The sequence below is a fragment of the Bacillota bacterium genome (assembly GCA_013178305.1).
Lineage (GTDB): Bacteria > Bacillota > Sulfobacillia > JABLXB01 > JABLXB01 > JABLXB01.
In genome coordinates this window covers 110,690-136,422 of record JABLXB010000003.1, presented here as the reverse complement: position 1 = coordinate 136,422, position 25,733 = coordinate 110,690, and the positions used below count along the sequence as shown (strand labels likewise).

Sequence of the window (25,733 nt, the reverse complement as noted above, 5' to 3'; positions counted from 1 at the left end):
CATTCGGGCGAGGCAGGCAGCGCCTTATTTGAAGATCTCGTCAACATCGAGGTGAAAGCCATCGAGAAGCCGGCTTCGCACGGTTGTGTCCCGCTTATACACCTGGACCGTGGCAAGCTCGTTGCCGGTGTGGCACGCGACCTCTATGGTTCTTGACCAGGGGTCCACGAACCAGAGCTCGCGCACCCCATACTTGGAGTACACAGCGCGTTTCGTTACGCGGTCCCACTCTTCAGTGCTCTTCGAGAGGATTTCAATGACGAGGTCGGGGGCGCCCTGGATGTTGTCTTCCGTAATAATACCAAGCCTTTCGCGGGCAACGAACAGTATGTCCGGCTGAACGACGTTGTGCTGGCTCAGCACAACGTCCAGGGGAGCATCATAGACTTCGCCGAGGCCGCGTTCCTCAACCCATCGCAGGAGCCTGTATTGTATGTTCCTGGACACCCTCTGGTGGAATGTGGTGGGAGAAGGTACCATCCTTATGTCCCCCTCGACGAGTTCGTACCTGTGACCAGAAGGCATCCGGCAATAGTCATCGTAGGTGAGGCGTATGTCACTGGTATACCTGACCGCGGTTTCCTTTCCTCTGCCGGACCCGCTCATCTCATACACCCCTTTTCTTGCGGAGCCATTCAGGCCAGGCTCAACTGAATATCGCGTCAACGTCAAGGGAGAAACCGCTGAGAATCTGGCTGCGCGAGGTTGTTCCCGACGGGTATACCTGGGCCGTTGCAAGGTCGCTGCCGGTGTGGACGGCCACCTCGATCGTCCGTGCATCCGGGTCTACCAGCCAGAACTCGCGGACGCCGTACTTCGAGTAGAGCTTGCGCTTGGTGACCCGATCCCATTCCGCAGTGCTCGGTGAAAGGATTTCCATCATAAGGTCAGGGGCGCCCTGTATGTTCTCCTTCTTTACGATGCCAAGCCGTTCTCGGGAAACAAAGAGAATGTCGGGTTGAACGACGTCGTACTGGCTGAGGACGACGTCAATAGGGGCATGGTAGACTTTACCCAGGCCGTGTTCCTTGACCCACTCCCGCAGGGTTTCCTCTATGCTGCCGGACACCTCTTGATGAAATGTGGTGGGAGAAGGTACCATCCTTATGTCCCCCTCGACGAGCTCGTACCTGTGACCCGACGGCATCCGGCAATAATCCTCGTAGGTGAGACGAATGTTGGCGACATACTTGACCGCGGTTTCCTTTGCCACACCCGGCTCGTTCATGGTGCAGACCTCCCCTTTACTGAATCCACGGCTGTCCCAGAGGTCGCGCCGCCTGTCCCCAGTCGCTTATACTTATTATACCAGAGACCCCGCCCGGTTTTCCCGTCGCTGGCGGCTTATGGTACAATTGGCTCAAACGACTGAAGGGAGGTAACTCAATGGCGTACGGCAATGACGCCGGAGCTAAGAGCGAGGCGGCCACACCGGCCGATGTCCTCGATATGGTGCGGAAGGATCTTGTCGCTACTTCAAGTACTTCCTGTAGACGAAACTGAGCAGCGCCTTCAGTATTCCAGCGACAGGGATGGCGAGGAACATCCCCCATACCCCGAGCAGGTAACCGCCCGAAAGGACGGCAAATATCACGGCGAGCGGGTGAAGCCCGACGTGCTCGCCGATTATCTTCGGAGCGATTATCGTGGCGTCGACCTGCTGGATCACGGCAAAGATGACTGCCACCTGCACCGCGAGGACGGGCGAGCGGCCGAGCGCCACTACGACCGCGGGTATGGCCGCGAGGAAAGGCCCGAAGTACGGGATGAACTCCCCGAGCCCGGCGATAATCCCCAGGACCAGGGCGAATCTGACCCCCATCATGTCCAGGATGACGCTCACCGTGATGAACACGAAAAGCGCGACCAGCAGCTGGCCGCGCACGAAGCCGGCGACGACCGAGCTCACCTCGCCGGCAAGTTTGACCCAGTCGGAACTCGGCATCGCGGGGTCGGACACCGCTGCCACGAGGGTCCCCCACTTGATCCGGCGCGCATCCCTCAACATGTAGAATGCCAGCACGGGGGAGATCAGCATGCTGATGAGACCCGGAAACCCCGATATGACGGCTTCCAGCACCCGCCTGACCGCCTGGAGGAGTCCCGCCTCGGCGCGGGCGATGGTCTCGTCCAGCGCCGCCTTCAGCGTGTCCGGCAGGCGCGCCCCCCTGTACCCCCACTGAACCGCGTCGATCATGCCGCGCAGCATCGCAATGTAGTCGGGGATCGACTCGGCCAGGCGGCCGAGCTCCTGCACGAACACGGGGACGAGGAAAAAGAGCGAGGCGGCGAGCAATCCCAGCAATACGGCGTATATCCCGAGGATGGACCAGACTCGGGGCACACGCCACCTGCGCTCGAGGTAGGTCACGGGCGGGTCGAGAAGGTATGCCGCCACCACGGCGACGAGGAATGGCGGCAGCATCCCGCGCACGGTAAACAGAAACGCGAGCACGCCGGCAGCGAGGACGGCGCGCCCTATTGTCTTCGCCCTGGTTCTATTCATTAATTAGGGGGCCAGGGCTCCGCCCTGGCCGCGGTGCTACTTCTCCATCATGCGCCTGGACACGCTTCGTGCCCTGCGCCACAGTCGCCTGGCGCCACCCACCACCGCGTTCCCGGCGCTGGCGAGCCTTTGCCTGGTCGCCGGCCGGAACTGCGGACTGAGCAGCACACCCACAACCGCTCCTATGACCCCGCCCGCCAGTATGTTTCTCCAGAACTTCCTGCGCATCGTGCTGGCTTGACCGCTCCCTTCTTGGGGTGGCCCTGCCGCCGCGCCGCACGCCCGCGGCGCCGGCTCCTTTGGGGCTACGCCTCGAGAGTCAGCCGCCCATCGGCCGGCAGCCCGCGGGGTTCGATCGCCAGAAGCGAGCCATCGTCCTGAACCTGGTACACCTGCCAGCCTTTCCTGCCGGGCCTGAATTCGACACAACACTCCCAGCAGTAGAACTGGCCGGCGCCGACTTTTCCGACACCCCTGGCCCCGCAGTTAGGGCATACTAGCAAAGCCATCCCTTCCCCAAATCCTGGCTTTGCTGATATTATTCCAGCCGGAGCCAATCGCTATGCGCGGACGCGGTGGTGCGTGGGTTGTTACTTTGCAGGCGGACTGCAGCAGTTGCTCACCGGGGAGGTACCCGACGGGATTGACCGTGTGACGCCAGAAACGTAGAGGCTGTGCAGATTATCGTATCGCCGTACGACCCAAGCTGGAGCAAGTGCCTGTCGCCAGTGATCAGGAACTCAGCCCGGGCATTCGAAGCACACGCAAGGACGCGGTTATCGTCAGGGTCATCGCGGATCACATCAGGCAAGGGACCGGGTGAGACGAGATTGGCTACGCGGAGCAGTCCCTGCACGAATGCCACCTTGTGATGCTCATGGAATTTGAACTTGGGATAGTCGAGTACCCGCAAAAGATCCTCAACCGTGTGCCGACAGATGCACAGGTCAATCTCGCCTTGAAGGCACATCTCATAGACCCGCCGCTCGGGCCCCGCCCAACCAAGAGCTGATACCAGGACGTTAGTGTCCAGCACTATTTTTGCCGCCGCGCCCAATTGACAGCCTCCTCAACGTCTGCCGGGCGTATGCCTTCATCCCGAAAGTGCATCTCTGTTTCCTCGGCTATCTCGCGGAACATGGCGACAGGGGAAACCAGGGCCTTTTCCACCCGCAGCCCCTGACCCTGGGGGGACAACAGCAGATAGTCTCCCCTCTTCAGGCCCAGACGTTCCCGCAGCTTCTTGGGAAGCGTAACCTGGCCTTTGTCCGAAATCTTGACTGCGTACTGCTCGTTCACATTCTCTCACCTTACTTTCCGATCTGCCTTACATTATACGCAAGACGTGAACGTCGGGCAACATGGCGCGCTCGATTATGCCGCCGCCGACGACCACTTCGCCATCGTAGAACACGGCCGACTGGCCGGGGGTGATTGCCCGCTGCGGCTCGTGCAGCCTGACCCGCGCCCGCCGGTTCTGCGTCAGCCGCCCACCCGGCGAGGATGACCAGGCTACGGAGTCGATGGGTTCGATTGTGGCAGGCGCCTCCGCAGCCCTGTAGCGGATCTTGCAGCGTACGTCAAGCGGCCCTGTGAGGGAATCGAATGGTATGAAATTGGCCTGGTAAACAGCGAACTCGGACGACATGGCCTCGCCGGCGGTCCCGACGACGAGAGCGTTGCGAGCTGGGTCGATGTCTATGACGTAGAGCGGGATCTCCTTCGCGATCCCGAGGCCCCTTCTCTGCCCGACGGTGTAGAAAGCCAGCCCCCTGTGCGTGCCCAGCACGTTGCCTGAGCGGTCGACTATGGGGCCCGGCGTGGCCACGCGGGGGTGCCGGCTCTCGAGGAATTCACGGTAGTCGCCCGAAGTCACGAAGCATATCTCCTGGCTCTCTGGCTTGTCTGCAGTCGGCAGGCCCAGCCTCGCGGCGAGCCGTCTCACCTCGGTCTTCCTCATCCCGCCCAAGGGGAACATGGCGGCCGCCAGCTGTTCCTGACTGAGCATGTAGAGCGCGTAGCTCTGGTCCTTCCCGCGGTCGACCCCCTTCAGGAGCAGCCGCCTTCCCGTCGAGGGGTCAGTGACTACCCGCGCGTAATGGCCCGTGGCCACGAACGATGCGCCGAGCTCGCGGGCCTTCCCGAGCAGCTCGCCGAACTTGATGTCCCTGTTGCATATGAGGCAGGGGTTTGGCGTGCGACCGGACTCGTATTCGGCGCAAAAATTCGATATGACCCTGCCGGCGAAGACCTCTTTGAAATTGAGGACGTAGTGGGGAATGCCCAGTACGGCCGCCACGCGGCGCGCGTCGTGCGCGGCGGTCACCGAGCAGCAGCCCCCGTGCGAATAGGCCTCGTCCTCGGCTACATCCGGCCAGATCTGCATCGTGACGCCGACGACGTCGTAGCCCTGCTCTCTCAGAAGCGCGGCGGCCACCGAGCTGTCCACGCCGCCGCTCATGGCCGCCACCACTCTCACGCGCGGAGCACAATTCACCCTGGCCTCACTCCCGGCGCAGTACCCGTCGGAAGGCCTCAGCCCTCGTCGCCATCATGGCCCTGGTGGGCGTGGTCGCGCTCGACCGGCCCGACGGAAACCTCCACACAACTCCTGCAGGAAGGCGCATCGTGCGCCCCCGCCTTCGCGCCGGCATCTCCGGCGCCGGCGCTGGGCTCGCGGCAGGGCGCCGGGCCGCAACACGGCAGCGGCCCGACCTGCTTCCTGTTGCCGTTCCTGGACAGGTAGTCGCCTATGGCCTTGTGCAGCGCGTCGGCGGCAAGGTTCGAGCAGTGCATCTTCTGCGGCGGCAGGCCGCCCAGCGCCTCCGCGACCGCCTTGTTCGATATCTCCAGCGCATCGGCGAGTGTCTTGCCCTTCACCATCTCCGTCACCATCGAGCTGGTGGCGATGGCGGCGCCGCAGCCGAACGTCTTGAACTTGATTTCCGAGATCCTGTCACCGTCGACCTTGATGGTTATCTTCATTATGTCCCCGCACACGGGGTTGCCGACCGTGCCCGAGCCGTCGGGATCCGCGATCTCTCCGACGTTCCTGGGGTTGGTGAAATGGTCCATGACTTTGTCCGTGTACATCCCCGAATCCCCCTTCTCCACAATCCGCTCTGCGGCTTTCGCAGGACGGCGGCCGGATGCACCGGTTACGCCCGCGCGCGGCCCGCGTAGAGCGGAGACATCTCCCTCAGTTTCTTCACTATAGGGGGCAATACCTCCAGCACGTAGTCGACGTCCCCGGCCGTGGTGCCGCGGCCGACGGTCATCCTGAGCGAGCCGTGCGCGATCTCGTGCGGGATGCCCATCGCCAGGAGAACGTGCGACGGCTCGAGCGACCCGGACGTGCACGCCGACCCGCTGGATGCGGCGATACCCTGCAGGTCGAGGTTGAGGAGCATCGATTCCCCCTCGACGTACTTGATGCTGAAGTTCGCGTTGTTCGGCAGCCTTTGCGACCTGTGGCCGTTCAGTTTGACGTCCTCGATGCGTTGCATGACGCCGTCGATCAGCCTGTCGCGCATCGCGGCCAGGTGTTTGACGCGTTCGGGAAGCTCCTTCATGGACAGCTCGGCGGACTTGCCGAACCCGACGATCCCCGGCACGTTCTCCGTCCCCGCCCTGCGCTTGCGTTCGTGCACCCCGCCGTGCAGGACCGGAGTCACCTTGACACCCTTGCGGATGTACAGCAGGCCGATCCCTTTCGGGCCGTACATCTTGTGCCCCGACGCGCTGAGGAGGTCGATGTTCATCTCGTTTACGTCCACAGGTACCTGGCCCATCGATTGGACCGCGTCGGTATGTAGCAGCACGCCCCGCTCCCTGGCGATTGCCCCGATTTCCTTGATGGGCTGAACCGAGCCGACTTCGTTGTTCGCCATCATGATCGTTATCAGGATAGTCTCGGGCGTGATCGCCTTCTTCACGTCGCCGGGGTCGACAAGCCCGTCCGCATCCACGGGAAGGTACGTGACGCGGCAGCCCTTTTTCTCGAGGTACTCGCAGGTGTGCAGCACGGCGTGGTGCTCGATCGCCGAGGTTATGATGTGATTCCCCTTCTCCTGGTAGGACTCGGCGGCTCCCTTGATCGCCAGGTTGTCGGCCTCGGTGCCGCCGCCGGTGAACACGATCTCCTCCGGCGTAGCCCCGATGAGCGCGGCGCAGTGCTCCCGCGCCTCGTCGACGCCCTTGCGGGCCTCTCGACCGAACCAGTGAATACTCGACGGGTTCCCGTAGGTTTCGATCATGTACTTGCTCATTACCTCCACGACCTCGGGCCTCACGGGTGTTGTAGCGGCGTGGTCAAGATAAATCCTGCGCACGGTCTCATCTCCTCATCATCAGGTCCTTTAAAGTTATGGAGCGCAGCAGGCCGGTGACGTTGTCCCTCAACTGCTCCCAGATGCCCCTGGCGACGCACCCCTCCGGGCAACCGCAGTGCTCCACGCCGGGACCACCCGGCGGGCCGTTGGGAAGAACGCATTCCGATGGGGCGATGGGGCCATCGAGCACCGTGATGATCTCCTCGACGGTTATCTCCTCGGGCGGCCGGCCAAGCAGGTACCCACCGTGCGCCCCGCGCACGCTCTTGACGAGTCCCGCCTTTCGAAGCGGTGCGATAAGCTGTTCGAGGTAACTCACTGACAGGCCCTGCGCCCCGGCGATCGACTTCAGCGAGACAGGCCGGTCCGGGCCATCGAGAGCCAGCTGGTACATCGCCCTGACGCCGTACTTGCCCCTCGTTGACAGCTTCAACCGCCCACCTCCGACCAATGCATCCCCTGGCTTACTATGCACGGGGCACGCCGCCGGCAAACCGGATGCCGGCCACAATTCCGACTAAACTAGTCGGGTTTCCGGCTACAATTTAGCACGAGGCTCGGCGAGTGTCAAGAAGGACCCCGGGGGCTGTGATCCCTGGGGCGCGGCGACGGCTTGATCTTCGAGAGTCTTTGTTTGATAGTGCGCTCGAACCCGTTCTCGGTCGGGAGGTAATATCTCCGGCCTGCGAGTTCGCGCGGGAGGTAAAGCTGCGGCACGTGGCCGCCGGGATAATCGTGTGGGTACTTGTATCCCTTGCCGTGACCGAGCTTCGCGGCGCCCGCGTAGCTCGCGTCCCTGAGGTGAATGGGCACGCCCGAACTCGCCCGCTCCTCGACGTCGCGCATGGCAGCGTTGACACCGTTGTATGACGCGTTTGACTTTGGCGCCATGGCAATGTACACTGCCGCCTGTGCGAGCGGAATGCGCGCCTCGGGGAAGCCCACGAAATCGGCCGCGTACGCTGCAGCCGACGCCACGACCAGCGCCTGCGGGTCGGCGTTGCCCACGTCCTCGGCGGCCGAGATGAGGAGCCTCCGCGCGATGAACGTCGGGGACTCACCGGCGTATATCATCCTCGCGAGCCAGTACAGCGCCGCGTCGGGGTCGGAGCCCCTGAGGCTCTTGATGAATGCGGAGGCCGTGTCGTAGTGCTGGTCCCCCGCGCGGTCGTACACTACGGCTCGCTTCTGCACTGCGTCTACCGCAACAGGAAGCGTGACGCGGACGGACCCATCCGGCTCGGGCTTCGTCGCCAGCACCGCGGCCTCGACCGCGTTGAGCGCCGAGCGCGCGTCTCCGTTGGAAATGCTCACGATGTGCGCCAGCGCGTCCTCGTCCAGAGTGGCGCGAAACCGCCCCAGGCCCCTGCCGGGGTCGTCCAGCGCGCGCCGGATGAGCGAAGCCACCTGCTCGTCCGCGAGAGGATTCAGCCGGAATATGCGAGTGCGGGAAACCAGGGCAGAGTTCAGCTCGAAGTAAGGGTTCTCCGTAGTGGCTCCGATCAGCGTGATCGTCCCGTCCTCCACAGCCGGCAGCAGCGCGTCCTGCTGTGATTTGTTGAACCGGTGGATCTCGTCCACAAACAGGATGGTCTTCTGCCCGTAGTCGCGACGTCCCCGCGCCTCCTCGACTGCCTTCTTGAGATCCGCCACTCCCGAGGTCACGGCGCTGAGCTGCGTAAAATGCGCCCTGGTCATCCGCGCGATTATCGCGGCCAGCGTCGTCTTTCCGGTGCCGGCGGGCCCCCAGAAAATCATCGACGGGACACGGTCGTCCTCGATCGCCTGTCTCAGGAGGCGGCCGGGGCCGACGATGTGCTCCTGGCCGAGGAACTCGTCGAGGGACGAGGGCCTCATCCGCGCGGCAAGGGGGGCATCGCCGTGAACGGCCCCGTCCCGCGCCGCGCCGCCAGGCCCCGCTCCGCGGCCCGGGCCGCGCCCTTGGCGCCCGCGCTCGCCGGAGTCGAATTGTCCGGGGCCCCCGAGCAGGCTCACAGTCGCTTCTCAGCCACCTTCTCGATCACGACTATGGCGTCCTCGACGTCCTTCCTCGAGACATCGTGGTGGGTAACCAGCCTGACCTTCGCCGGGCCGGTGGCGCCGAACCTCACGCCCTCGCGGGCGCAGGTTTCCTCGAACTGCGGGGCGGTCATGCCCGTACCGCTCACATCCACGTACACCATGTTGGTCTGCACCGTCTTCATGTCGATGCTGAGGCCCTTGGCGCCGGAGAGCGCTTCGGCCAGGAACCGCGCGTTCTCGTGGTCCTCGGCGAGCCTGTCCACCATCTTCTCGAGCGCCACGATCCCCGCGGCCGCGATGACGCCGGCCTGCCTCATGCCGCCGCCGAGCATCTTCCTGTTCTTGCGGGCCGCCTCAACCCATTCCTTCGTTCCGGCCACTATCGAGCCCACCGGCGCGCACAGGCCCTTCGACAGGCATAGCTGCACCGAGTCGGTCCATTTCGTGATCTCGCGCACGTCGACCCCGAGAGCCACCGACGCGTTGAACACCCGCGCCCCGTCCAGGTGTACCGCCAGGCCGTGCTTCCTGCAGACCTCGTACAGCTCCCCCATCCGCTTCGGGGGTACGACGGTGCCCCCCGCGCGGTTGTGGGTGTTCTCGATACAGAGCAGGCTGGACCTGGGGGCATGGATGTCGATCTCGCGGATGGCCGCCTCGACGTCTGTGGGGCCGAGCAGGCCCATTTCCCCCTTCACCTGCCGGACCTGAACGCCGGACAGCACAGCCGCGCCGCCGGCCTCGTACATGAACACGTGGGCCTCGCTCTCAACGATTATCTCGTCACCCCTGCGGGTATGGGTCATGATCGCCACCTGGTTGCCCATCGTGCCGCTCGTGACGAACAGCGACGCCTCCTTGCCGAGCATGGCGGCGGCGAGTTCCTCCAGCCTGTTCACCGTCGGGTCCTCGCCGTAGACGTCATCCCCCACCTCGGCCTCAGCCATGGCCTTCCGCATCTCGGGAGTCGGCTTCGTAACCGTATCCGACCTCAGGTCTATGACTCTTGCCACGCGCTCCTCTCCCCTCACAGGAAACCGCCTCGTGCAAAAACGCCGCCTTTCCCAGAAGGCGGCGCCAAAGGCTTGCCGCGTTATTTCACCAGGTTGTCTATCTTCTCCTTCAACTCGTTCTTCTGGACAAAGCCGACGATGCGGTGGACTTGCTTGCCATCCTTGAAGAACATCAGCGTCGGTATGCTCATGATGCCGAACTTCGACGCGGTCGTCCCGTTCTCGTCGACGTTGAGCTTGCCGACCCTGAGCTTACCGGCGTACTCCGACGCCACGGCTTCCACCACCGGCGCGACCATCCTGCACGGTCCGCACCAGGGGGCCCAGAAATCCACGAGCACAGCGCCCGTTGCATTTGTAACCTGATCCGCGAAGTTCGCGTCGGTCAGTTCCACCACGTTGTTGCCGGCCATGCCGCTCCCCCTTCCGATCCTGCGCTTACCAGCTCCGCGCTGAGAACATTCTATAGATCACGTTCCACTGTGTAAAGTATGTCCAGTTCAATCGAGGCTGACGACCGGTTTCAGCGAGAAGAACGGCGCCACGTGGGCCATGTGGGCGCCGTTCTTCGTTTTGCGCTCAAAGACGAAAACACCCCACCGCGTCGTAAATCACCGGCGGTTTTTGAACCTGCTCCATAGCAGGTGGGTGCCCTCCCGCCCGCTTCATGCGTCCACTAGCGCCCAACCGGGCGGAGGCATGCATTCCGCGGACGGAGTCCAGGCTCCCAATGTGTTGGTGTTGGCTCAAACCAAGCCGGCTACTCACGAACACAGTAGGGTTTACGCTGTTCTTAGAATACCACAATCCTCGACCATTATCAAGTTTAAACCCGTTTCAGTTACCACAATATGGCACACGATCCAATTATGACCTTGAGCGGCGCCTATGTCCAATCCTTGGTGAGGATGTTGATCCCGAGCTCGTCGAGCTGTCGCGGGTCGGCTTCCGCGGGCGCCCCCGTAAGGAGGCAGGTTGCGCTCGACGTCTTGGGGAAGGCGATGACGTCACGGATGCTGTTTCGACCGGCCATTACCATGACAAGCCTGTCGAGGCCCAACGCGATCCCGCCGTGGGGTGGCGCGCCGTACTCGAACGCCTCCAGGAGGAACCCGAATCTCCTGGCAGCCTCTTCGGGGCCTATGCCGAGCGCGTCGAACACCATCTGCTGCACGTCGCGCCTGTGTATCCTGATGCTGCCGCCGCCGACCTCCGTGCCGTTGAGCACCACGTCGTACGCCTTTGCGCGGATCGCCTGAGAGTCACTCGACAGCGCCTCGAGGTTTTCGAGCAGCGGTATGTCGTCGTCCACCGGCGACGTGAACGGATGGTGCACGGCGACAAGCCTGTCTTCCTCCTCGCTGTACTCGAACAGCGGGAAGTCCGTCACCCAGCAGAAGCGGAATCCCGGCCGGACGAGGTCGAGCTTCTGCCCGATATCGAGTCTCAGCGTACCGAGCACGGATGCGACCGTCTTCCGGTTCCCCGCTACCATGAGAAGGAGGTCGCCGGTTGACGCGCCTAGCCGGCCCGAGATTGCGGCGACCTCGCTGGCGGAGAGGTACTTGGCGACAGGCGACTTGATCCCGTCCTGGCCGAGTTCGACCCACACGAGGCCCCTCGCCCCGAGAAAGACGGCGCGCTCCGTGAGGTCGTCGAGATCCTTCCTGCTCCAGCCGGCCGCACCGGGGACGGCGAAGCTCCTGACGACCCCGCCGGAACCCGCGGTCGACGAGAACACCTTGAACTGGCTGTCCTTGACGAGGTCCGTGATGTCGGATATCTCCAGCCCGAACCTGAGGTCGGGCTTGTCCGAGCCGTACTTCAGCATCGCCTCGGCGTAGGAAAGCCTGGGGAACGGCCGCGGGATGCTCGCGCCGAGCGCCCTCTCGAATACGCTGGCCAGCATGTCCTCGGTCATCGACATTACGTCCGGAGCATCCACGAACGACATCTCGATGTCTATCTGCGTGAACTCCGGCTGCCTGTCGGCCCGCAGGTCTTCGTCCCTGAAACAGCGCGCTATCTGCATGTAGCGGTCGAATCCCCCGACCATGAGCAGTTGCTTGAATAGCTGCGGGGACTGCGGCAACGCGTAGAACTTCCCGTGGCTTATCCTGCTCGGAACGAGGTAGTCCCTCGCTCCTTCCGGCGTACTCCTTATGAGCACCGGGGTCTCGATCTCGAGGAACTCGCGCGAATCGAGGAAATCGCGGACCGCCTTGGTTATCTTGTGCCTTAGCATGAGTCCGTTCTGCATGTCCTGCCGCCGGAGGTCGAGGTACCGGTACCGCAGGCGGACCGATTCATCCGCCTCGGACCCCTCGGCTATATAGAAAGGCGGGGTCTTCGCGCGGTTCAGTACTAGCACTTCGGACGGGGCGATCTCCACCTCGCCTGTTGGGATGTCCGGATTGACCCTGCCCTCGGGGCGCATCCGGACCATGCCAGTCACGGCCAGGACGTATTCGTTGCGCGCCTGGTCGGCCTTTTCGTACGCCTCCCGCTGCTCAGGGTGGAACACGAGCTGCACCAAGCCGCTCCTGTCGCGGAGGTCGATGAATATCAGTCCCCCGTGGTCTCGCCGCCTGTGAACCCAGCCCATGAGCACGGCGCGGGACCCGGCGTGCTCCGGCCGGATTTCGCCGCAGTAGTGCGTCCTCTTCAAATCGCCCATCATGTCCAACATCGCCGTCACCTCTTACAGCCCAGTCCTGCCTCCACCAGCCAGGACGCGAGCCCGGCAATGGGGACGTCATGCTGCTCTCCGGTGTCCATGCACCGTACCGTTGAGACTCTCCGTTCAATCTCCTCGTCGCCGAGGAAAACGACCAACCTCGCGCTGAACTTGTCAGCGAACTTCATCTGCGCCTTGAGGCTCCGGCCCATGTAGTCTATTTCCGCCACGAGCCCGGCCTCGCGTAGCCTGTAGAGCTGTTCAATTCCGGCGTTGAACGCCCGCTCCCCGACGGTCGCGATGAACACGTCCAGCCGCGCCGGTCCGGGGAGCGCAACGCCCTGGTTATCCAGGGAAATAAGCAGCCTTTCGAGGCCGAGGCCGAAGCCCACGCCCGGCGTGGAGGGACCGCCTATCTCCTCGATCAGGCCATCGTAACGCCCGCCCGAACACACGGAGTTCTGGGCCCCAAGGCTCGCCGAAACGATCTCGAAGACAGTCCTGGTGTAATAGTCGAATCCGCGGACGAGCAGCGCGTTGATCGTGTAGTTGGCGCCCGCCCTCGTAAGGTGGTCTTTCACGGTGTCGAGGTGCGAGGCGCATTCCTCGCAAAGGTAGTCGACCGTTCGCGGGGCGGACTTCTGAGCCTCGCGGCAGCCGTCCCTCTTGCAATCGAGGAGGCGCAGGGGGTTCTTCTCGAACCTGGCGCGGCAGTCCTCACAGACGCTGCCCAGCAGCGGGCGGTAGTAGTCCAGGAGCGCCTCGCGGTAGCGAGGACGGCACTCCGGGCACCCGATGCTGTTGAGCTGTACGGTGAGGTCCTTGAGGCCGAGGGTGTTGAAGAGGGTCAGGCCGACCATGATGACCTCGGCGTCCACCGCGGGGTGCTTCGAGCCGAACACCTCGATCCCGAACTGGGTGTGCTGCCTCAGCCTCCCGCCCTGCGGCCGCTCGTAGCGGAACATCGGGGCGATGTAGTACATCTTGACAGGCTGCGGGAGCGTGTACATCTTGTGCTCGACGAACGCCCGTGCCGCGGGGGCCGTGCCCTCCGGGCGCATCGTCACGCTGCGGCCACCCCTGTCGGTGAAGGTGTACATCTCCTTCTGGACGACGTCGGTCGCCTCCCCGGCGGTTCGCGTGAACAGCTCGGTCTGCTCGAGCACCGGTGTGCGAATCTCCGAATACCCGAACCGCCGGCAGATGTCGCGAGCTACCCCCTCGGCGTAATGCCACCTCTGGCTGTCCCACGGCAGGACATCTACCATGCCTCGCAGGGCTGTGGCGAGCATTCGCACCCCTCCTGTCATGGCTATTATTCTAGCGAGCAGGGGGGTAAAAGTCAACGAACGCCGGGGCTGCGACGCGACCGACTGCATGTTGGAGTGGTAATTCGCTACCAGCCGTCCGTATCGCGAGGGTTGGGTTTTGACACCGTCTGTGCCACAATAATACAATTGTATTGCGGTATTGTGATCGTCGTGACGCGATGGTCGCGTGGACGCTGGAACGCCCAATTCCAGAGAGGTGGTTAGCAATGGATAAGGAACCTGGCGGGACGGGAGACGTGACGACCAACATCAGGTTGCCGGCAGAGATGCATTCGCGACTAAGGCACGAAGCCGCGTGCGAGGGGCGGAGCATGGCCGACCTGATCAGGGAAGCAGTCGGCCGCTACCTGGTGGATAAGTCCTCACTTCCCCGGTCAACAGAAGCCGATGACCCGTTCTTCAGCGTGATCGGGATCGGCGAGGGCTCCGAACCGGACAGCGCGGAACAACACGACTACTACATCTACGGGTCGCCGCGTAAAGCGGCGAGCGGCCTGCCACCCCAGGAGGTGGACAAGGCTTGAACACCCGTAAGAGGTGCTTCGTGGATACGAGCGCTCTGGTGGCCCTGGCCGACAGAAGCGATCAGTATCACAAGGAAGCGGCTGCCTATGCCGCCCGCACGCGCGGCTCTGTGCACTTCGTGACCACCGATTACGTGCTTGACGAGACAGCCACGCGTCTAAGGTCCTCCATCGGTCATACAGCGACAGTCAAGTTTCTGCGCGCCATCTTCGACAGCCCCTCTTTCACCGTGGTGACGGTGGAGCCCGAGGTATGGCGGCAGGCGTGGATGCTGTTCGAAAAGTACGAGGACCAGCCGTTGAGCTTCACGGACTGCGTGACAGTGGCCGTAATGCGCGGGCTCAGTATGGAGACCGTGTTTGCGTTCGATCGCGTGTTCCGCCGGCTCGGTCTGAGCGTGGTTCCGGAGGCCGCTTCATGAGCCTTTCCCGGGCCGCTCAGCCAGAGTTGGCGGGCGTGCCCGAAAGGATCCACCCGGCGATATTACGGTTCGGCAGGCCCGTAGTCTACCGGAAACCCTGGTCTCCGCCGCCTTCCCTTCCAGTCTATCCGAGGAACGGGTTGTACCGCTTCTCCTCCCCGATGGTGGTCGTCGGGCCGTGCCCCGGGTAGGCCTCCACGTCATCGCCGAGGGTCAGGAGCTTATCCTTAATCGATGAGAGCAGGTCGTCCATCGACCCACCGGGGAAGTCGGTCCGTCCCACGGAGCCGGCGAACAGCGTGTCACCGGTAAACACCTTGTTCTCCGCGACGAGACAGATGCCCCCCGGCGTGTGACCGGGTGTCTCGAGGACTTTCAGACTGACCTCGCCGACATCGATGACGTCTCCATCCTCGAGCAGGCGGTCTGCGTCGTCCGACCTGACAACCACACCGCTCAGGAGGCTGAGGTTCTTCGCGGCGCTCGTCAGCATCTCGGCGTCCTTCTCGCCTATCATTATGGGGGCTCCGGTGGCGTGCTTGATACGGTTGTTTGCGGACATGTGGTCCGCGTGGCCGTGGGTGTTGATGATGGCTACCACCCTCAGCCCGAGCCGCGCCACCTCGCGGAGGATCCGCTCCGACTCGGCGCCGGGGTCGACGACCGCGCACGTCCTGGTCTTCTCACAACCGATGATGATGCAGTTGGCCTGGAGTGGCCCAACCGGGAGCATCTCGACTATCAATTACGATCGCCTCCAGAACCCATGGTTGCACACCGGCGGCCGGGCCGGCGGGCGCTCCACTCAGAACAGCCTGCGGCTGTCGAGTAAAATAGTCACGGGACCGTCATTGTGTATCTCGACGAGCATCATGGCCTGGAATACCCCCATTTTGACCGGGACCCCCAGGCTCTCGATGGTTGACGCCACGAGCCTGTACAGCCTGTCCGCCTCGTCGGGGCGCGCGGCGTCCGAGTAGCTCGGCCGGCGCCCCTTTCTCACGTCGCCGTACAGCGTGAACTGCGATATGAGCAGCACCTCGCCGCCGACGTCCGCGGGGGCCAGGTTCATCTTGCCCCCCGCATCCTCGAATACCCTCAGGTGGGCAACCTTCTCGGCTATGTAGTGGGCATCCTCCTCGGTGTCGCCGTCACCGACGCCCAGCAGCACCACAAACCCCGTGCCTATGCGGGCAACCTCGGCCCCGTCGACGCTGACCGCGCCGCGGCTGACCCGCTGGACGACCGCCCTCAACCGGCCCCTCCCACCTTGCTCCCGACCCTGTTGTGGTCTCTGACGACCCTTTCGACCTTCAGGACGTCCTTTATTCGCATGATCCTGTTCTTTATGTGCTGAAGGTGCTCCAGGTCCCTGATCTCGAGCACGAGGTCGACCACGGCGCGCGTGTGCCTCGACGTTATGGCCTTGGCAGCCAGGATGTTGGTCCTGGTGTCCGCCACCACGTTGGCGATGTCGGACAGGAGGCCCGGCCTGTCGAGCGCTGTGACGGAGATCTCCACCGGATAGGCGCCCTCGTGTTGTGCCCACGCCACTTCAACCAGCCTCTCGGGCTCGCCGGAGTAGTGGACGATGTTCGGGCAGTCCACCCTGTGCACGGTCACACCTCGACCCCTGGTGATGAAACCGATGATCTGGTCCCCGGGGACGGGGTTGCAGCACTTCGAGAACCTTACCAGGAGGTTCGCCATGCCACGGACGACCACGGCCTCGGGTATCTTCTTCCTCGCCTGCGGCCGTGATTCGATCGGTATTACTTCCGCCTGGATGCTGACGGGCTTCTGCGTCTTCTTGTACTCGTCCCTGAGTCTCGACGCCACGTACTGCGGGGTGAGGCCGCCATGGCCCACAGCCGCCAGGAGGTCTTCGGGGCCCGTAAAGTTCATCTTTGCCGCCAGGTCCTGCATGAGGTCATCGCTCATGACCTGGTGGATCTCGAGCCCCTGCCGGTTGACTTCCTTCTCGAGTAGGTCCTTGCCCCGCGCCACGTTCTCCTCGTGGCGCATCCTCTTGAACCAGTTTCGTATCTTGTTCCTTGCGGCCGATGTCTTGGCTATCTGCATCCAGTCCCAGCTCGGACCGGCGGACTGCTTGGACGTGAGCACTTCGATGATATCGCCGTTCTTCAGCTTGTAGTCCAGGGTGACGATGCGGCCGTTCACCTTGGCGCCGATGCAGCGGTGGCCGACGTCGGTGTGGATCTGGTACGCGAAGTCGATGGGCGTTGAGCCCGCAGGCAGGTCGATGACGTCGCCCTTCGGGGTGAACACGAACACCTCGTCGTCGAAGAGGTCGATCTTGAGCGATTCCATGAACTCGCGGGCGTCGCCGAGCTCCCTCTGCCACTCGAGCACCTGCCGGAGCCACGCGAGCTTCTCCTGGTAGTCCTTGTCCACCTTGGGCTGGCCTTCCTTGTACCTCCAGTGCGCCGCGATACCGTACTCGGCGGTGCGGTGCATCTCCCAGGTCCTGATCTGTATCTCGAACGGTTCGCCCTCGGGCCCCATGCAGGTCGTGTGCAGAGATTGATACATGTTGGCCTTCGGCATGGCTACGAAGTCCTTGAACCGGCCGGGCATGGGCTTCCACATCGTGTGGACGATCCCCAGGACGCCGTAGCACTCCCGCACTGTGTCGACGACGACGCGCACGGCGATGAGGTCGTATATCTCAGAGAGCTCCTTGCCCTGCCCGGACATCTTTCTCCAGATGCTGTACAGGTGCTTCGCGCGGCCCTGGACGTCTGCGTGGATCGCCGCCTCCTTGAGCCGCGCCTCGAGGTCCTCAATCACGCGGTTCGTGAATGCCTCCCGCTCGCTGCGCTGCTTCGCTATCTTGTCGGCCAGGTCGTGGTACTCGTCCGGCTGGAGATACCTGAACGCGAGGTCCTCCAGCTCCCACTTGAACCGCCAGATACCGAGCCTGTGGGCCAGCGGCGCGTATATGTCCAGGGTTTCCTGGGCCACTTTCTTCTGCTTCTCCGCCGGCAGCGCCTCGAGGGTGCGCATGTTGTGCAGGCGGTCCGCGAGTTTGATGATGATGACCCTGAGGTCCTCCGCCATTGCGAAGAACATCTTTCGCAGGTTCTCCGCCTGCTGTTCCATCTGGGACTTGAACTCGATCCTGCCGAGCTTGGTGACCCCGTCGACGAGGAGTGAGACCTCCCGCCCGAACTCCCGCTCGATGTCCGCCAGGGTGAATTCCGTATCCTCCGCCACGTCGTGCAGCAGCGCCGCCGCAATCGTCGTGGCGTCCATTTCGAGCTCGGCGAGGTACATGGCGACCGCCAGGGGGTGCTGGATGTAGTCGTCCCCGGAACGCCGCTTGCTGCCCGCATGCGCCGTTTCGCCGAACCTGTAGGCTTTTTCGACAAGGTGCATCCCGTTCTCGTTTGAGTACGGCTTCATGGCCGCAAGCAGGTCTCCCAGGGTCACGCCAGCACCTCCTTTCGCGAAAGGTCAGCCCATCCTATGACTCGAGCTTGATTATTGATATGACGTCGTATTTCTGCAGGTTCTTGCGCCCCGGCAGGTACAGGAGTTCTATCAGGAATGCCACCGCGGACACCAGTCCACCCGCTCTCTCCACCATATCGAGTGTAGCAGATATTGTCCCGCCAGTCGCGAGTACATCGTCCACCACGATGATCTTCTGGCCTTTTCGTATCGCGTCCACGTGCATCTCGAGGACGTCCGTGTTGTACTCGAGCTTGTATTCCCCGCGAAGGCACTCCCATGGGAGCTTCCCCTTTTTCCTCACCGGGATGAACCCGGCGCCGAGCTCGTAGGCGAGCGCGGCTCCGAGTATAAACCCACGCGCCTCGGGGGCGACAATGAGCTCGCATTCACGCTTGGAGCACTCGGCCGCCATCAGCCGTATCGATTCCCTGAACGCCGCGCCGTCCTTGAGCAGCGGCGTGATATCCTTGAAGCTTATCCCCGGCTTTGGGTAGTCCGGGATGACCCGCAGTTTACGCTCGAGATCCATCTCCTGCACCTTCCTCTCCCTGACTGGACTGCCTGTCAAGCGCGGGTTGTGTCGCCGGTGCGGCCGCTTCCCTGGCGGCCTTCAGCTCGGATTCGAGCCGCCTAATCTTCCCGTCGAGTTCCCTTACCTTGAGCCGGAGCCGGATAGAACCTGGAAGCCCGAGCACGCCCGCCGACATTGCTCCGAGAGCGGCAGATGCGATGACAACCAGGACGAGCGAGGTCTCAAAACCCCACGTGAAGAACCGGACCGAGACAACCATGGAGTTCTGAACCGCGAAAAGCGCCACGATAAGGGCGAACGCAAAGCCCACGATGAGAAACACGCGCGCCACCACCTCTCCCATAATATGGCACGCCCCCTGCGGGGGCTATGTTTTGTGAGGGCCTCCGTAAAATAAAAAGGTTGGACAGCCCTCATCTAATTCTGTGTGAGGGCTTCCAAATCCTCCGGCCTGGACTGGTCACTCAGGCGTTCCCGGCCGTCACCTTGGCCCTTTCCCTGTGCGCGATGGTCGCCAGGGAGTCCTTCTCCAGTTCATCGACTATGTAAAGCGTCCCCCCGGCCTTCTTGGTCAGGCTCTCGAGGAACGATTTGTTCGGTTCGAGACCCACGCAGCCGAACTTCACCCTCATTTGCGGGATCGTGGTGGCGGCCTGGAGTGCGTCGTCTATGGGATTGAGGCTCCACTTCGGGACGGTAGGTATGCCGTCGGTAATCATCAATATGAGCGGATTCTTCACGCGCGCCGCCTTGACGTACTCGAGGCAACCTATGATCCCCTCGGCGAGTGGCGTCAGGCCGAGCGGCTGGATGCGCATCACCCCGAGCTCGATCTTCTGGTAGGCGCGCGTGAAGGGCACGTGCACCTTGACGCTCGATTCCTGGAATATGACCACTGCCACCTTGTCCCTGGTGGCCAGCAGCAGGTGGCGAGCAAGGTATTTCGCGGCGTGTATTCGCCGCCCGGCCATGCTCGCGCTCGCGTCGATAAGCAGGCAAATATCCACGGGATTGGACCTCAGCTGCTTCTCGACTATGAGGTCCTCCGGCGCGACGGTGATACGGAAACCCTGTTCGACGGCTTCGCCCGCGGCCCGCGCCTGAGCGTCAACCGCAGCCGTGCCCGCGGGGGCCGTGCACCGGGAGGCGAGGCACCGCGTCGCCGCGTTGACCACCGTCTCCGGCACCGCGATACTGAGAAACCACTCGTCCTTGTCGGGATGGCAAATCTTCTTCCTCACCCTGCCGCCTGTCTTCCTCGATGACGAGTTCGTGTACGTAATCCTGTCGCGTGGGGCCGAAATCGCGGGGATGCGGCGTATGAGCCGCCTGAAATGCATTTCTATCTCCTGGCGGTGCAGGCGGAAGAAGTTCCTGAGCTTCCAACCCTCAGGCGTCAGGGTGGCCTTCCACCCGTCGCGCCGGGCGAGGCCCTTGTTGACGAGTATGTCTATCATTTCGGACGGCGTGGAGTTCCTCTGCGCGAGCTTGGCCATCAGGTTGTGCAGGTCCGACTCTTCCGCGAGGTACTCGAGCACCTCGGCGACCTCGTCGACGCTGCCGAAGTCGTCAGACAGCTCCATCGCCTTCTGCAGGTTGGACTGGTGTTCGAACGGGCTGTCCCCCGGCTTCGGACCATCCCCCTGGATCATCGAATCGCTGAACGAGGAGTACGGCGACATGTCGGCGCGGCCGTTTTTGTTCCCTCGCTCGTGCGCGAGCCTCTGTATCTTCCGGATCTCGTACCCCTGGGCGGAGATCTCCGCCTCGACGGCCGCCACCACGTTGAATACCAGCGGCAGAGCTGAGTCGTGGAGAAGCGCCGCAACGTGCACGTGGTTGAGGTGGGCCCTCCGCAACGAGGGCTTGTCGCCGTAGTTGAGGGACCCCGTGATCCTGCCGCCCCCCGTGGCGGTCTGGACGTCCACGTAGTCCATGATCGCGCGGCCGCGCGGGTCGGCCTCGAACACCTCGCGGACCACTTTCGCCACGAGGCAGTGGTTCACCGACCCGACCTCGTGGAAGATATCCATGTGGACGACCTCGCCCGCATCGCGGCGGCGGTAGAATATCTCCCCCGCGTCCGCGTTGACCACGACCCGTACCTCGTCGGGCGCGGCGGGGTCGATCGTGTGGATCTTCCGCGATATTATGGCGGTTTCGCCGACCCGGGCGCCGTGATCCCTGTTGAATATGGAGGCAAGGTAATTGCCGAGGAGCTCGACGTCGCCCTTGATCAACTGAGGTCGTCCCCGGTAGTGATTATGTCGCGGGGCATGAGCTCGACGATAGGTGTGGCGCGCGCCTGCGGCGCGAACACCCGTATGTCCATCGGGTTCGCCCATGAGCCGCCGCCCCCGCCGGAACCGCTCGACCCGCCTTGTGAGCCCGACCGGTCCTGGGCGCCGTCGCTACCGGCCGCGGTCCCCGGCCGCCCATAGCCTCCGCTCCCCGCGCCCCCGGACTGGCCCGCCATTCCCTGGCGTCCCAGCTGCTGCCCCATGAGCGTATCGCGCAGGCGTGAGAACAGGCGTTCCATCGCCCCCTGCGCGTCCGCGGGCGAGGCGCCGTTGACCGGCTCCCTCTGGTCCACCCTGGCCCCATCCGCTCCAGGCGCCGACGGCGGCCTCAAGCGCGAGGGCTCGCGCGCCGCCGATCGCTCGGTGAGGTACTTGAGGATCTGGGCCATCGTGGCGACGCTCACGCGGTGGTGGAGCGCCAGGGGCACCACCCCTATCAGGTCGTCCAGCCCCGCCTCCGTCCGCAGGTCGAGCGCCGCGGCAATGCACGTCCCGTGCTGCAGCGCCTCCACCGCCCTCAGGCTCTCGAGTGCGAAGTCGACGTACAGGCCGGCGATGATCTCCTGCAACCACGCGGGTACGCTGACATCGTCGACGAGCCTCGAGCGCCTGAGCATGTCCTCGCATTCCCTGAGCGGCCCGCTTCCGAAATGATCGCCGGCGAAGATGGTCCGGACGGTGTGGGGGTTCGTAGGTCTCGAAACGTTGGCTACCAGATCGAACCTGTCGGCGAGCTGCCTCCTGATGTCCTCGAGCGGCCCGGGCTCCTCGTCGGGGTTCGACGCCGCCCAGACCGAGACGCGCACGGGCATCTCGACCACCGGTAGACCCGTTTCTTCGATCTGGACTCGCCCGGGCTTCGTCCCCATGACGCTGAGGAGTATGTCGGCGAGCTCGGGCGACGTTTCGGCGAGCCTGTTTATCTCGTCCACGAATATTACGCCGCGGTGAGCCTGCGGTATTGTCCCCGGAAGGATCGCGGCCTCGGGGGAGGACCTGTCCGTGATCTTCTTCAGATCTATACTCCCTACGACGGTGCCAACCTTGGCCGAGTGTGAGATCTCGAGAAACGGCATCGGGATGTCCTCCACCCCGACTCTCTGGAGTTCCTCGCGGGACATGATTGAATGTTCGGGGCAATGGGGCGCGACCGGGTCGCAGTTGTACAGGCACCCCTTGACCCGCGCGATGCGCGGGAATACCGACCTCGCCGATCTCAGGATGGTGGTCTTCCCCGTACCGCGCAACCCCTCGACGTGGACGTGAAGGGGCACCCCGTTAAGGGCGGACACCACCGACATTTCTATCGCTTTGAAAAGGCATTCGTTGCCTTCGTGCCGTACCAGACTGGCAAGAGGTTTCATCAGGACCACTCCCCCGAAACCTAGTTTGCTCAGTTTGGCATGGGCCGATGACACGAACACCGGGCCGCCACAAGCGGCCCGGCCCAATCACATTTCGCGGTTATGCAGGCGTTTCGCCTCGTTCAGGCGGTTTTCGGCCTCACCTTCACCGCCGTCTCCTTATTCTTCCACAGCACCCACAGCGGGCTCGCTATAAATATGGAGGAATAGGTCCCCGTCGTGATACCGATGGCGAGAGCGAGCGAGAACTCGCGTATCGTCTGCCCTCCGAATATGAGGATCGCGAACACGGCGAGCAGCGTGGTGAGCGATGTGTTGATCGATCGTATGAGGGTCTCGCTGATGCTCCGGTTCACCATGGTCGCCAGGCCCTCTTTCTTCCTGGTCTTGAGGTTCTCCCGGATACGGTCGTACACGACGATCGTGTCATTTATCGAATAACCGACGATCGTCAGGATGGCTGCCACGAACGGGCTGTTAACCTCGACCCCGATGATCGAGAACAGGCCGACGGTTATCAGGACATCGTGGATAAGCGCCACGACCGCCGCGACGGCGAACTTGAACTCGAACCTCAGCGTAATGTATACGATCTGGGCGAGGTTCGCAATGACGAGGGCGAGTATCGCCTTCCTCGTGAGCTCCTTGCCTATCACGCCGCTGACCTCTTCTATCCGCCGTACCTCGTAGTTGCCGAGCGACTTCTTGAGCGAGTCGAAGAGCGCCTGCCTCTGCGCGGTGTCGACCGCCTTCGTCCTTATCAGCGCGACGTGCGAGTCGTTCCCCGCCTTCTGGACCATGCTGCCGCCGAGACCGTTCGCGTTCAAGACGTCCCTGATCTGGCCGGTCGAGGGTTCACCCTCGAACCGCATCTCGACGAGCATTCCTCCCGTGAAATCTATGCCGAGCCTTATTCCGACCCCCGGCATGACGAGGAATATCAAGCCGGCGATGATTATCGCGGCCGATCCCGCAAACCATATCTTGTAGCGTCCAACGAAATCGAACAACTTTACACCCCCCGGAGGAAACACGGGCCCGCACCCGCGTCCAGATCTCTAGTACCCGAAGAACATCTTCTTGCCCCGGTACAGGCCCGAGTTGACGAAGGCCATCAGCAGGAACCTCGTCAGGACGATCGCCGTAAACATGCTGGAAAGTATACCGACCGACAGCGTGACCGCGAAACCACGGATGGGGCCGGAGCCCAGCCAGAACAGCACCGCGGCCGCGATCAGGGTCGTGACGTTGGAGTCGACGATCGCGCGGAGCGCGTTGCGGAAGCCCGCAACTATCGCCGAGCGCAGGGTCTGCCCCGAACGGATCTCCTCTTTGCACCGCTCGAAGATGATCACGTTAGCGTCCACCGCCATGCCCACCGACAGCACGAGACCCGCGATGCCGGGGAGTGTCAGGGTCGCCCTGAGGAGCGCCAGTACCCCCACCGCGATGAACAGGTACGCCGCGAGCGCGAGGCCGGCGATGAGACCGGGCAGCCGGTAGTACAGCAGCATGTAGACAGCCACTGCGACTATGCCGACTATCGCCGCGGTCCTGGACTGCTCGATAGAGTCGCGCCCCAGCGTGGCGCTGACGGATCTGTTCTCCATGATCTGCAGGTTGACCGGCAGCGCGCCCGAGTTCAGCAGTATCGAAAGATGGTACGCGGCCTGGACGGTCTCGTACCCCTGGATCTCGGCCTGGCCGCTCGGGATCGCCTCACGGACCACGGGAGCCGAGATCACCTGCTTGTCCAGCATAATGATGATGCGTTTCCCGACATTCTTCGCGGTGGCGTCGGCGAACTTCTTCGTCCCGTCCGCGTTGAACTCGAGCAGAACGACGGGCTCGCTGTTGTTGCTTCGCGTCGCGACGTCCGCCTTCTTCAGGTCCTTGCCGGTCAGGATCAGGTTACCCTCTTCGTCGGCGAACTCGAGGAGCGCTGTCTTCCCGATTACTTCAATGGCCGCGTGCGGGTCTTTGACGCCGGGTATCTCGATGATTATGCGGCTGCCGGAGCGCTGGATGTACGGCTCGGTAACGCCCAGGGCGTTGACGCGCCGCTCGATTATCTCCATCGCGCCGATCATGGCGGCGTCCGTGACGGGGTTCTCAGGAGTGGGCACCGCCTCGAGGACGACGTGCACCCCTCCCTCGAGGTCCAGCCCCTTGGGCAGCATCCCGACGAGCGGCTTGACCGCGCTGAAGTAGTAGCCCATAGCGATGCCGATCACGAGCACCGTGGCCAGCGTAGCCCTCGCCTTGTCCCTGACCCCAAGGCGACTGACGATGTACCAGTACACCAGAGCCAGCACTACTCCCATGAAAACAAAAAGACCAAGACGAATGGAATCGGTCATCTACTTTCCCCCTCGAACCGGGTGCATGTGGCTGCCTGACAATCCGTCGCCGGCCAAACGGCCAGCGCCACGCTCGATTATAACCATCGCGCGGCCGCCTTGTCAACGAAAGTGGCCGGTATACTGGGCCTCTCACGGCAATAGATTTGCCGGATGCTTCACAAATCCTTCCATGTGTTGGCCGGCGCCAGTTACAGGATCTGGACGTCGTTTATCGATAGTTCGAAGTTGCAGCCCAGGAACGAGGCCGCCCTGCGGCACATGACCATCCTGACCAGGAATATCTCGAAGTAATCCATCACGGGTGAGATTTTCGTGTCGATCTTGAGTTCCAGCACTATAGTCTTCCGCTTGTCGTCGACCCGCAGGAAGGAGTGCTCGACCGCGTAGTTCACACGGTCGTGGATGTCGAAGGACGCGCGATCGCAGTTCCGCACCCTGGTCCTGTGCACGTCCGACTTGTCCCCCAGGATCAGCGCGGCGGACACGTTGTTGACGGGGTAACCGGATTCCTCAGGGTCATGGCTGCCGATCGCCCCCACGATAGCGGCGATCTCATCCGCCGGCATGCCGAGACCCCGCAGGATCTGAAAAGCCATCACCGCGCCCGTCTGGCCGTGGCCCGAGCGGCTGACGATATTGCCTATGTCGTGAAGGTAGCCCGCAATGCCGGCGAGTTCGGCCTCACGTTCCGGGAGTCCCAGGCGGATCAGGACGTTCCGCGCGATGTTGGCCACGAGGCTCGCGTGCCTGTGGCCGTGCTCGGTGTACCCGATGGCGTCGAGGTGGGCGTCGCCGCGTTCGATGTAGACCTCGACCTCGGGCAACCTCCGTATCATCTCCAGGGTTACTGGTTGCACTTGCGCACCTCCAG

The 25,733-nt window shown here is 63.1% G+C and carries 28 protein-coding genes and 1 other RNA gene; 2 read left to right on the top strand and 27 right to left on the bottom strand.

Annotation, left to right across the window (positions count from 1 at the left end; genetic code table 11):
• Window positions 1-24: 24 nt before the first annotated feature.
• The 17 genes from HPY55_08390 to HPY55_08310 form a co-directional block, all read right to left on the bottom strand.
• Window positions 25-606 carry a Uma2 family endonuclease gene (locus HPY55_08390; protein NPV70645.1) on the bottom strand — a complete coding sequence of 194 codons (582 nt, stop codon included), beginning with the start codon at window positions 604-606 and terminating at the stop codon, window positions 25-27.
• Window positions 607-646: 40 nt separating this feature from the next.
• Entirely contained in the window at window positions 647-1,228 is a 582-nt protein-coding gene (locus tag HPY55_08385) for a Uma2 family endonuclease (GenBank protein NPV70644.1), read from the bottom strand.
• A 243-nt stretch (window positions 1,229-1,471) separates the two neighbouring features.
• Window positions 1,472-2,506 carry an AI-2E family transporter gene (locus tag HPY55_08380; GenBank protein NPV70643.1) on the bottom strand — a complete coding sequence of 345 codons (1,035 nt, stop codon included), beginning with the start codon at window positions 2,504-2,506 and terminating at the stop codon, window positions 1,472-1,474.
• Window positions 2,507-2,542: 36 nt separating this feature from the next.
• Entirely contained in the window at window positions 2,543-2,734 is a 192-nt protein-coding gene (locus HPY55_08375; GenBank protein NPV70642.1) for a hypothetical protein, read from the bottom strand.
• Between the two features lie 77 nt (window positions 2,735-2,811).
• On the bottom strand, window positions 2,812-3,015 hold the full coding sequence (locus tag HPY55_08370) for a hypothetical protein (GenBank protein ID NPV70641.1): 204 nt from the start codon (window positions 3,013-3,015) through the stop codon (window positions 2,812-2,814).
• Between the two features lie 110 nt (window positions 3,016-3,125).
• Window positions 3,126-3,563: a putative toxin-antitoxin system toxin component, PIN family gene (locus HPY55_08365; GenBank protein ID NPV70640.1), complete on the bottom strand. Its 438-nt coding sequence runs from the start codon at window positions 3,561-3,563 to the stop codon at window positions 3,126-3,128.
• Complete coding sequence (locus HPY55_08360; GenBank protein NPV70639.1) at window positions 3,542-3,805, bottom strand: AbrB/MazE/SpoVT family DNA-binding domain-containing protein; 264 nt, start codon at window positions 3,803-3,805, stop codon at window positions 3,542-3,544. Before HPY55_08360 ends, HPY55_08365 begins: the two co-directional genes overlap by 22 nt.
• Before the next feature lie 28 nt (window positions 3,806-3,833).
• Complete coding sequence (gene mnmA / locus HPY55_08355; GenBank protein NPV70638.1) at window positions 3,834-4,967, bottom strand: tRNA 2-thiouridine(34) synthase MnmA; 1,134 nt, start codon at window positions 4,965-4,967, stop codon at window positions 3,834-3,836.
• A 74-nt stretch (window positions 4,968-5,041) separates the two neighbouring features.
• A complete protein-coding gene (gene nifU, locus HPY55_08350; GenBank protein ID NPV70637.1) occupies window positions 5,042-5,599 on the bottom strand; it encodes a Fe-S cluster assembly scaffold protein NifU in 558 nt (185 codons plus the stop codon).
• 65 nt (window positions 5,600-5,664) lie between these two features.
• Window positions 5,665-6,837: a cysteine desulfurase NifS gene (gene nifS / locus HPY55_08345; protein ID NPV70636.1), complete on the bottom strand. Its 1,173-nt coding sequence runs from the start codon at window positions 6,835-6,837 to the stop codon at window positions 5,665-5,667.
• A 4-nt stretch (window positions 6,838-6,841) separates the two neighbouring features.
• The gene (locus HPY55_08340; protein ID NPV70635.1) at window positions 6,842-7,270 is read right to left on the bottom strand and encodes an Rrf2 family transcriptional regulator; all 429 of its coding nucleotides are present in this window, start codon (window positions 7,268-7,270) and stop codon (window positions 6,842-6,844) included.
• A 134-nt stretch (window positions 7,271-7,404) separates the two neighbouring features.
• Window positions 7,405-8,694 carry a replication-associated recombination protein A gene (locus HPY55_08335; protein ID NPV70634.1) on the bottom strand — a complete coding sequence of 430 codons (1,290 nt, stop codon included), beginning with the start codon at window positions 8,692-8,694 and terminating at the stop codon, window positions 7,405-7,407.
• A 134-nt stretch (window positions 8,695-8,828) separates the two neighbouring features.
• Window positions 8,829-9,818 (bottom strand): low-specificity L-threonine aldolase, encoded by a 990-nt coding sequence (gene ltaE / locus HPY55_08330; protein NPV70633.1) that lies wholly within the window; start codon window positions 9,816-9,818, stop codon window positions 8,829-8,831.
• A 134-nt stretch (window positions 9,819-9,952) separates the two neighbouring features.
• Window positions 9,953-10,285: a thioredoxin gene (gene trxA, locus HPY55_08325; protein NPV70632.1), complete on the bottom strand. Its 333-nt coding sequence runs from the start codon at window positions 10,283-10,285 to the stop codon at window positions 9,953-9,955.
• Window positions 10,286-10,461: 176 nt separating this feature from the next.
• Window positions 10,462-10,657, bottom strand: a non-coding RNA gene (gene ssrS, locus HPY55_08320) — 6S RNA.
• 101 nt (window positions 10,658-10,758) lie between these two features.
• A complete protein-coding gene (gene aspS / locus HPY55_08315; protein NPV70631.1) occupies window positions 10,759-12,561 on the bottom strand; it encodes an aspartate--tRNA ligase in 1,803 nt (600 codons plus the stop codon).
• 5 nt (window positions 12,562-12,566) lie between these two features.
• Window positions 12,567-13,841: a histidine--tRNA ligase gene (locus HPY55_08310; protein NPV70630.1), complete on the bottom strand. Its 1,275-nt coding sequence runs from the start codon at window positions 13,839-13,841 to the stop codon at window positions 12,567-12,569.
• A 245-nt stretch (window positions 13,842-14,086) separates the two neighbouring features.
• Here HPY55_08310 and HPY55_08305 point away from each other — a divergent pair, with 245 nt between their 5' ends.
• Both HPY55_08305 and HPY55_08300 read left to right on the top strand, forming a co-directional pair.
• Complete coding sequence (locus HPY55_08305) at window positions 14,087-14,404, top strand: CopG family transcriptional regulator (GenBank protein NPV70629.1); 318 nt, start codon at window positions 14,087-14,089, stop codon at window positions 14,402-14,404.
• On the top strand, window positions 14,401-14,826 hold the full coding sequence (locus tag HPY55_08300; GenBank protein NPV70628.1) for a PIN domain-containing protein: 426 nt from the start codon (window positions 14,401-14,403) through the stop codon (window positions 14,824-14,826). Before HPY55_08305 ends, HPY55_08300 begins: the two co-directional genes overlap by 4 nt.
• A gap of 124 nt (window positions 14,827-14,950) precedes the next feature.
• On the opposite strand, the gene HPY55_08295 is transcribed toward HPY55_08300, so the two are convergent.
• The 10 genes from HPY55_08295 to HPY55_08250 all read right to left on the bottom strand — a co-directional run bounded on the left by HPY55_08295 (window position 14,951) and on the right by HPY55_08250 (window position 25,698).
• A complete protein-coding gene (locus HPY55_08295) occupies window positions 14,951-15,571 on the bottom strand; it encodes an MBL fold metallo-hydrolase (protein NPV70627.1) in 621 nt (206 codons plus the stop codon).
• A 60-nt stretch (window positions 15,572-15,631) separates the two neighbouring features.
• Complete coding sequence (locus tag HPY55_08290) at window positions 15,632-16,081, bottom strand: D-tyrosyl-tRNA(Tyr) deacylase (GenBank protein ID NPV70626.1); 450 nt, start codon at window positions 16,079-16,081, stop codon at window positions 15,632-15,634.
• Window positions 16,078-18,279 carry a bifunctional (p)ppGpp synthetase/guanosine-3',5'-bis(diphosphate) 3'-pyrophosphohydrolase gene (locus HPY55_08285; GenBank protein ID NPV70625.1) on the bottom strand — a complete coding sequence of 734 codons (2,202 nt, stop codon included), beginning with the start codon at window positions 18,277-18,279 and terminating at the stop codon, window positions 16,078-16,080. The genes HPY55_08290 and HPY55_08285 overlap by 4 nt, the downstream gene beginning before the upstream one ends.
• Window positions 18,280-18,313: 34 nt before the next feature.
• The gene (locus tag HPY55_08280) at window positions 18,314-18,832 is read right to left on the bottom strand and encodes an adenine phosphoribosyltransferase (GenBank protein NPV70624.1); all 519 of its coding nucleotides are present in this window, start codon (window positions 18,830-18,832) and stop codon (window positions 18,314-18,316) included.
• A complete protein-coding gene (locus tag HPY55_08275; protein ID NPV70623.1) occupies window positions 18,816-19,178 on the bottom strand; it encodes a LapA family protein in 363 nt (120 codons plus the stop codon). The genes HPY55_08280 and HPY55_08275 overlap by 17 nt, the downstream gene beginning before the upstream one ends.
• A 121-nt stretch (window positions 19,179-19,299) precedes the next feature.
• A complete protein-coding gene (locus HPY55_08270) occupies window positions 19,300-21,075 on the bottom strand; it encodes a VWA domain-containing protein (GenBank protein NPV70622.1) in 1,776 nt (591 codons plus the stop codon).
• Complete coding sequence (locus HPY55_08265; GenBank protein ID NPV70621.1) at window positions 21,072-22,499, bottom strand: magnesium chelatase; 1,428 nt, start codon at window positions 22,497-22,499, stop codon at window positions 21,072-21,074. Before HPY55_08265 ends, HPY55_08270 begins: the two co-directional genes overlap by 4 nt.
• 122 nt (window positions 22,500-22,621) lie before the next feature.
• Entirely contained in the window at window positions 22,622-23,509 is an 888-nt protein-coding gene (gene secF / locus HPY55_08260; GenBank protein NPV70620.1) for a protein translocase subunit SecF, read from the bottom strand.
• 48 nt (window positions 23,510-23,557) lie between these two features.
• Window positions 23,558-24,859, bottom strand: coding sequence for a protein translocase subunit SecD (gene secD / locus HPY55_08255; protein NPV70619.1), 1,302 nt, complete (start codon window positions 24,857-24,859; stop codon window positions 23,558-23,560).
• A 191-nt stretch (window positions 24,860-25,050) separates the two neighbouring features.
• The gene (locus HPY55_08250; protein NPV70618.1) at window positions 25,051-25,698 is read right to left on the bottom strand and encodes an HD domain-containing protein; all 648 of its coding nucleotides are present in this window, start codon (window positions 25,696-25,698) and stop codon (window positions 25,051-25,053) included.
• Window positions 25,699-25,733 lie beyond the last annotated feature (35 nt).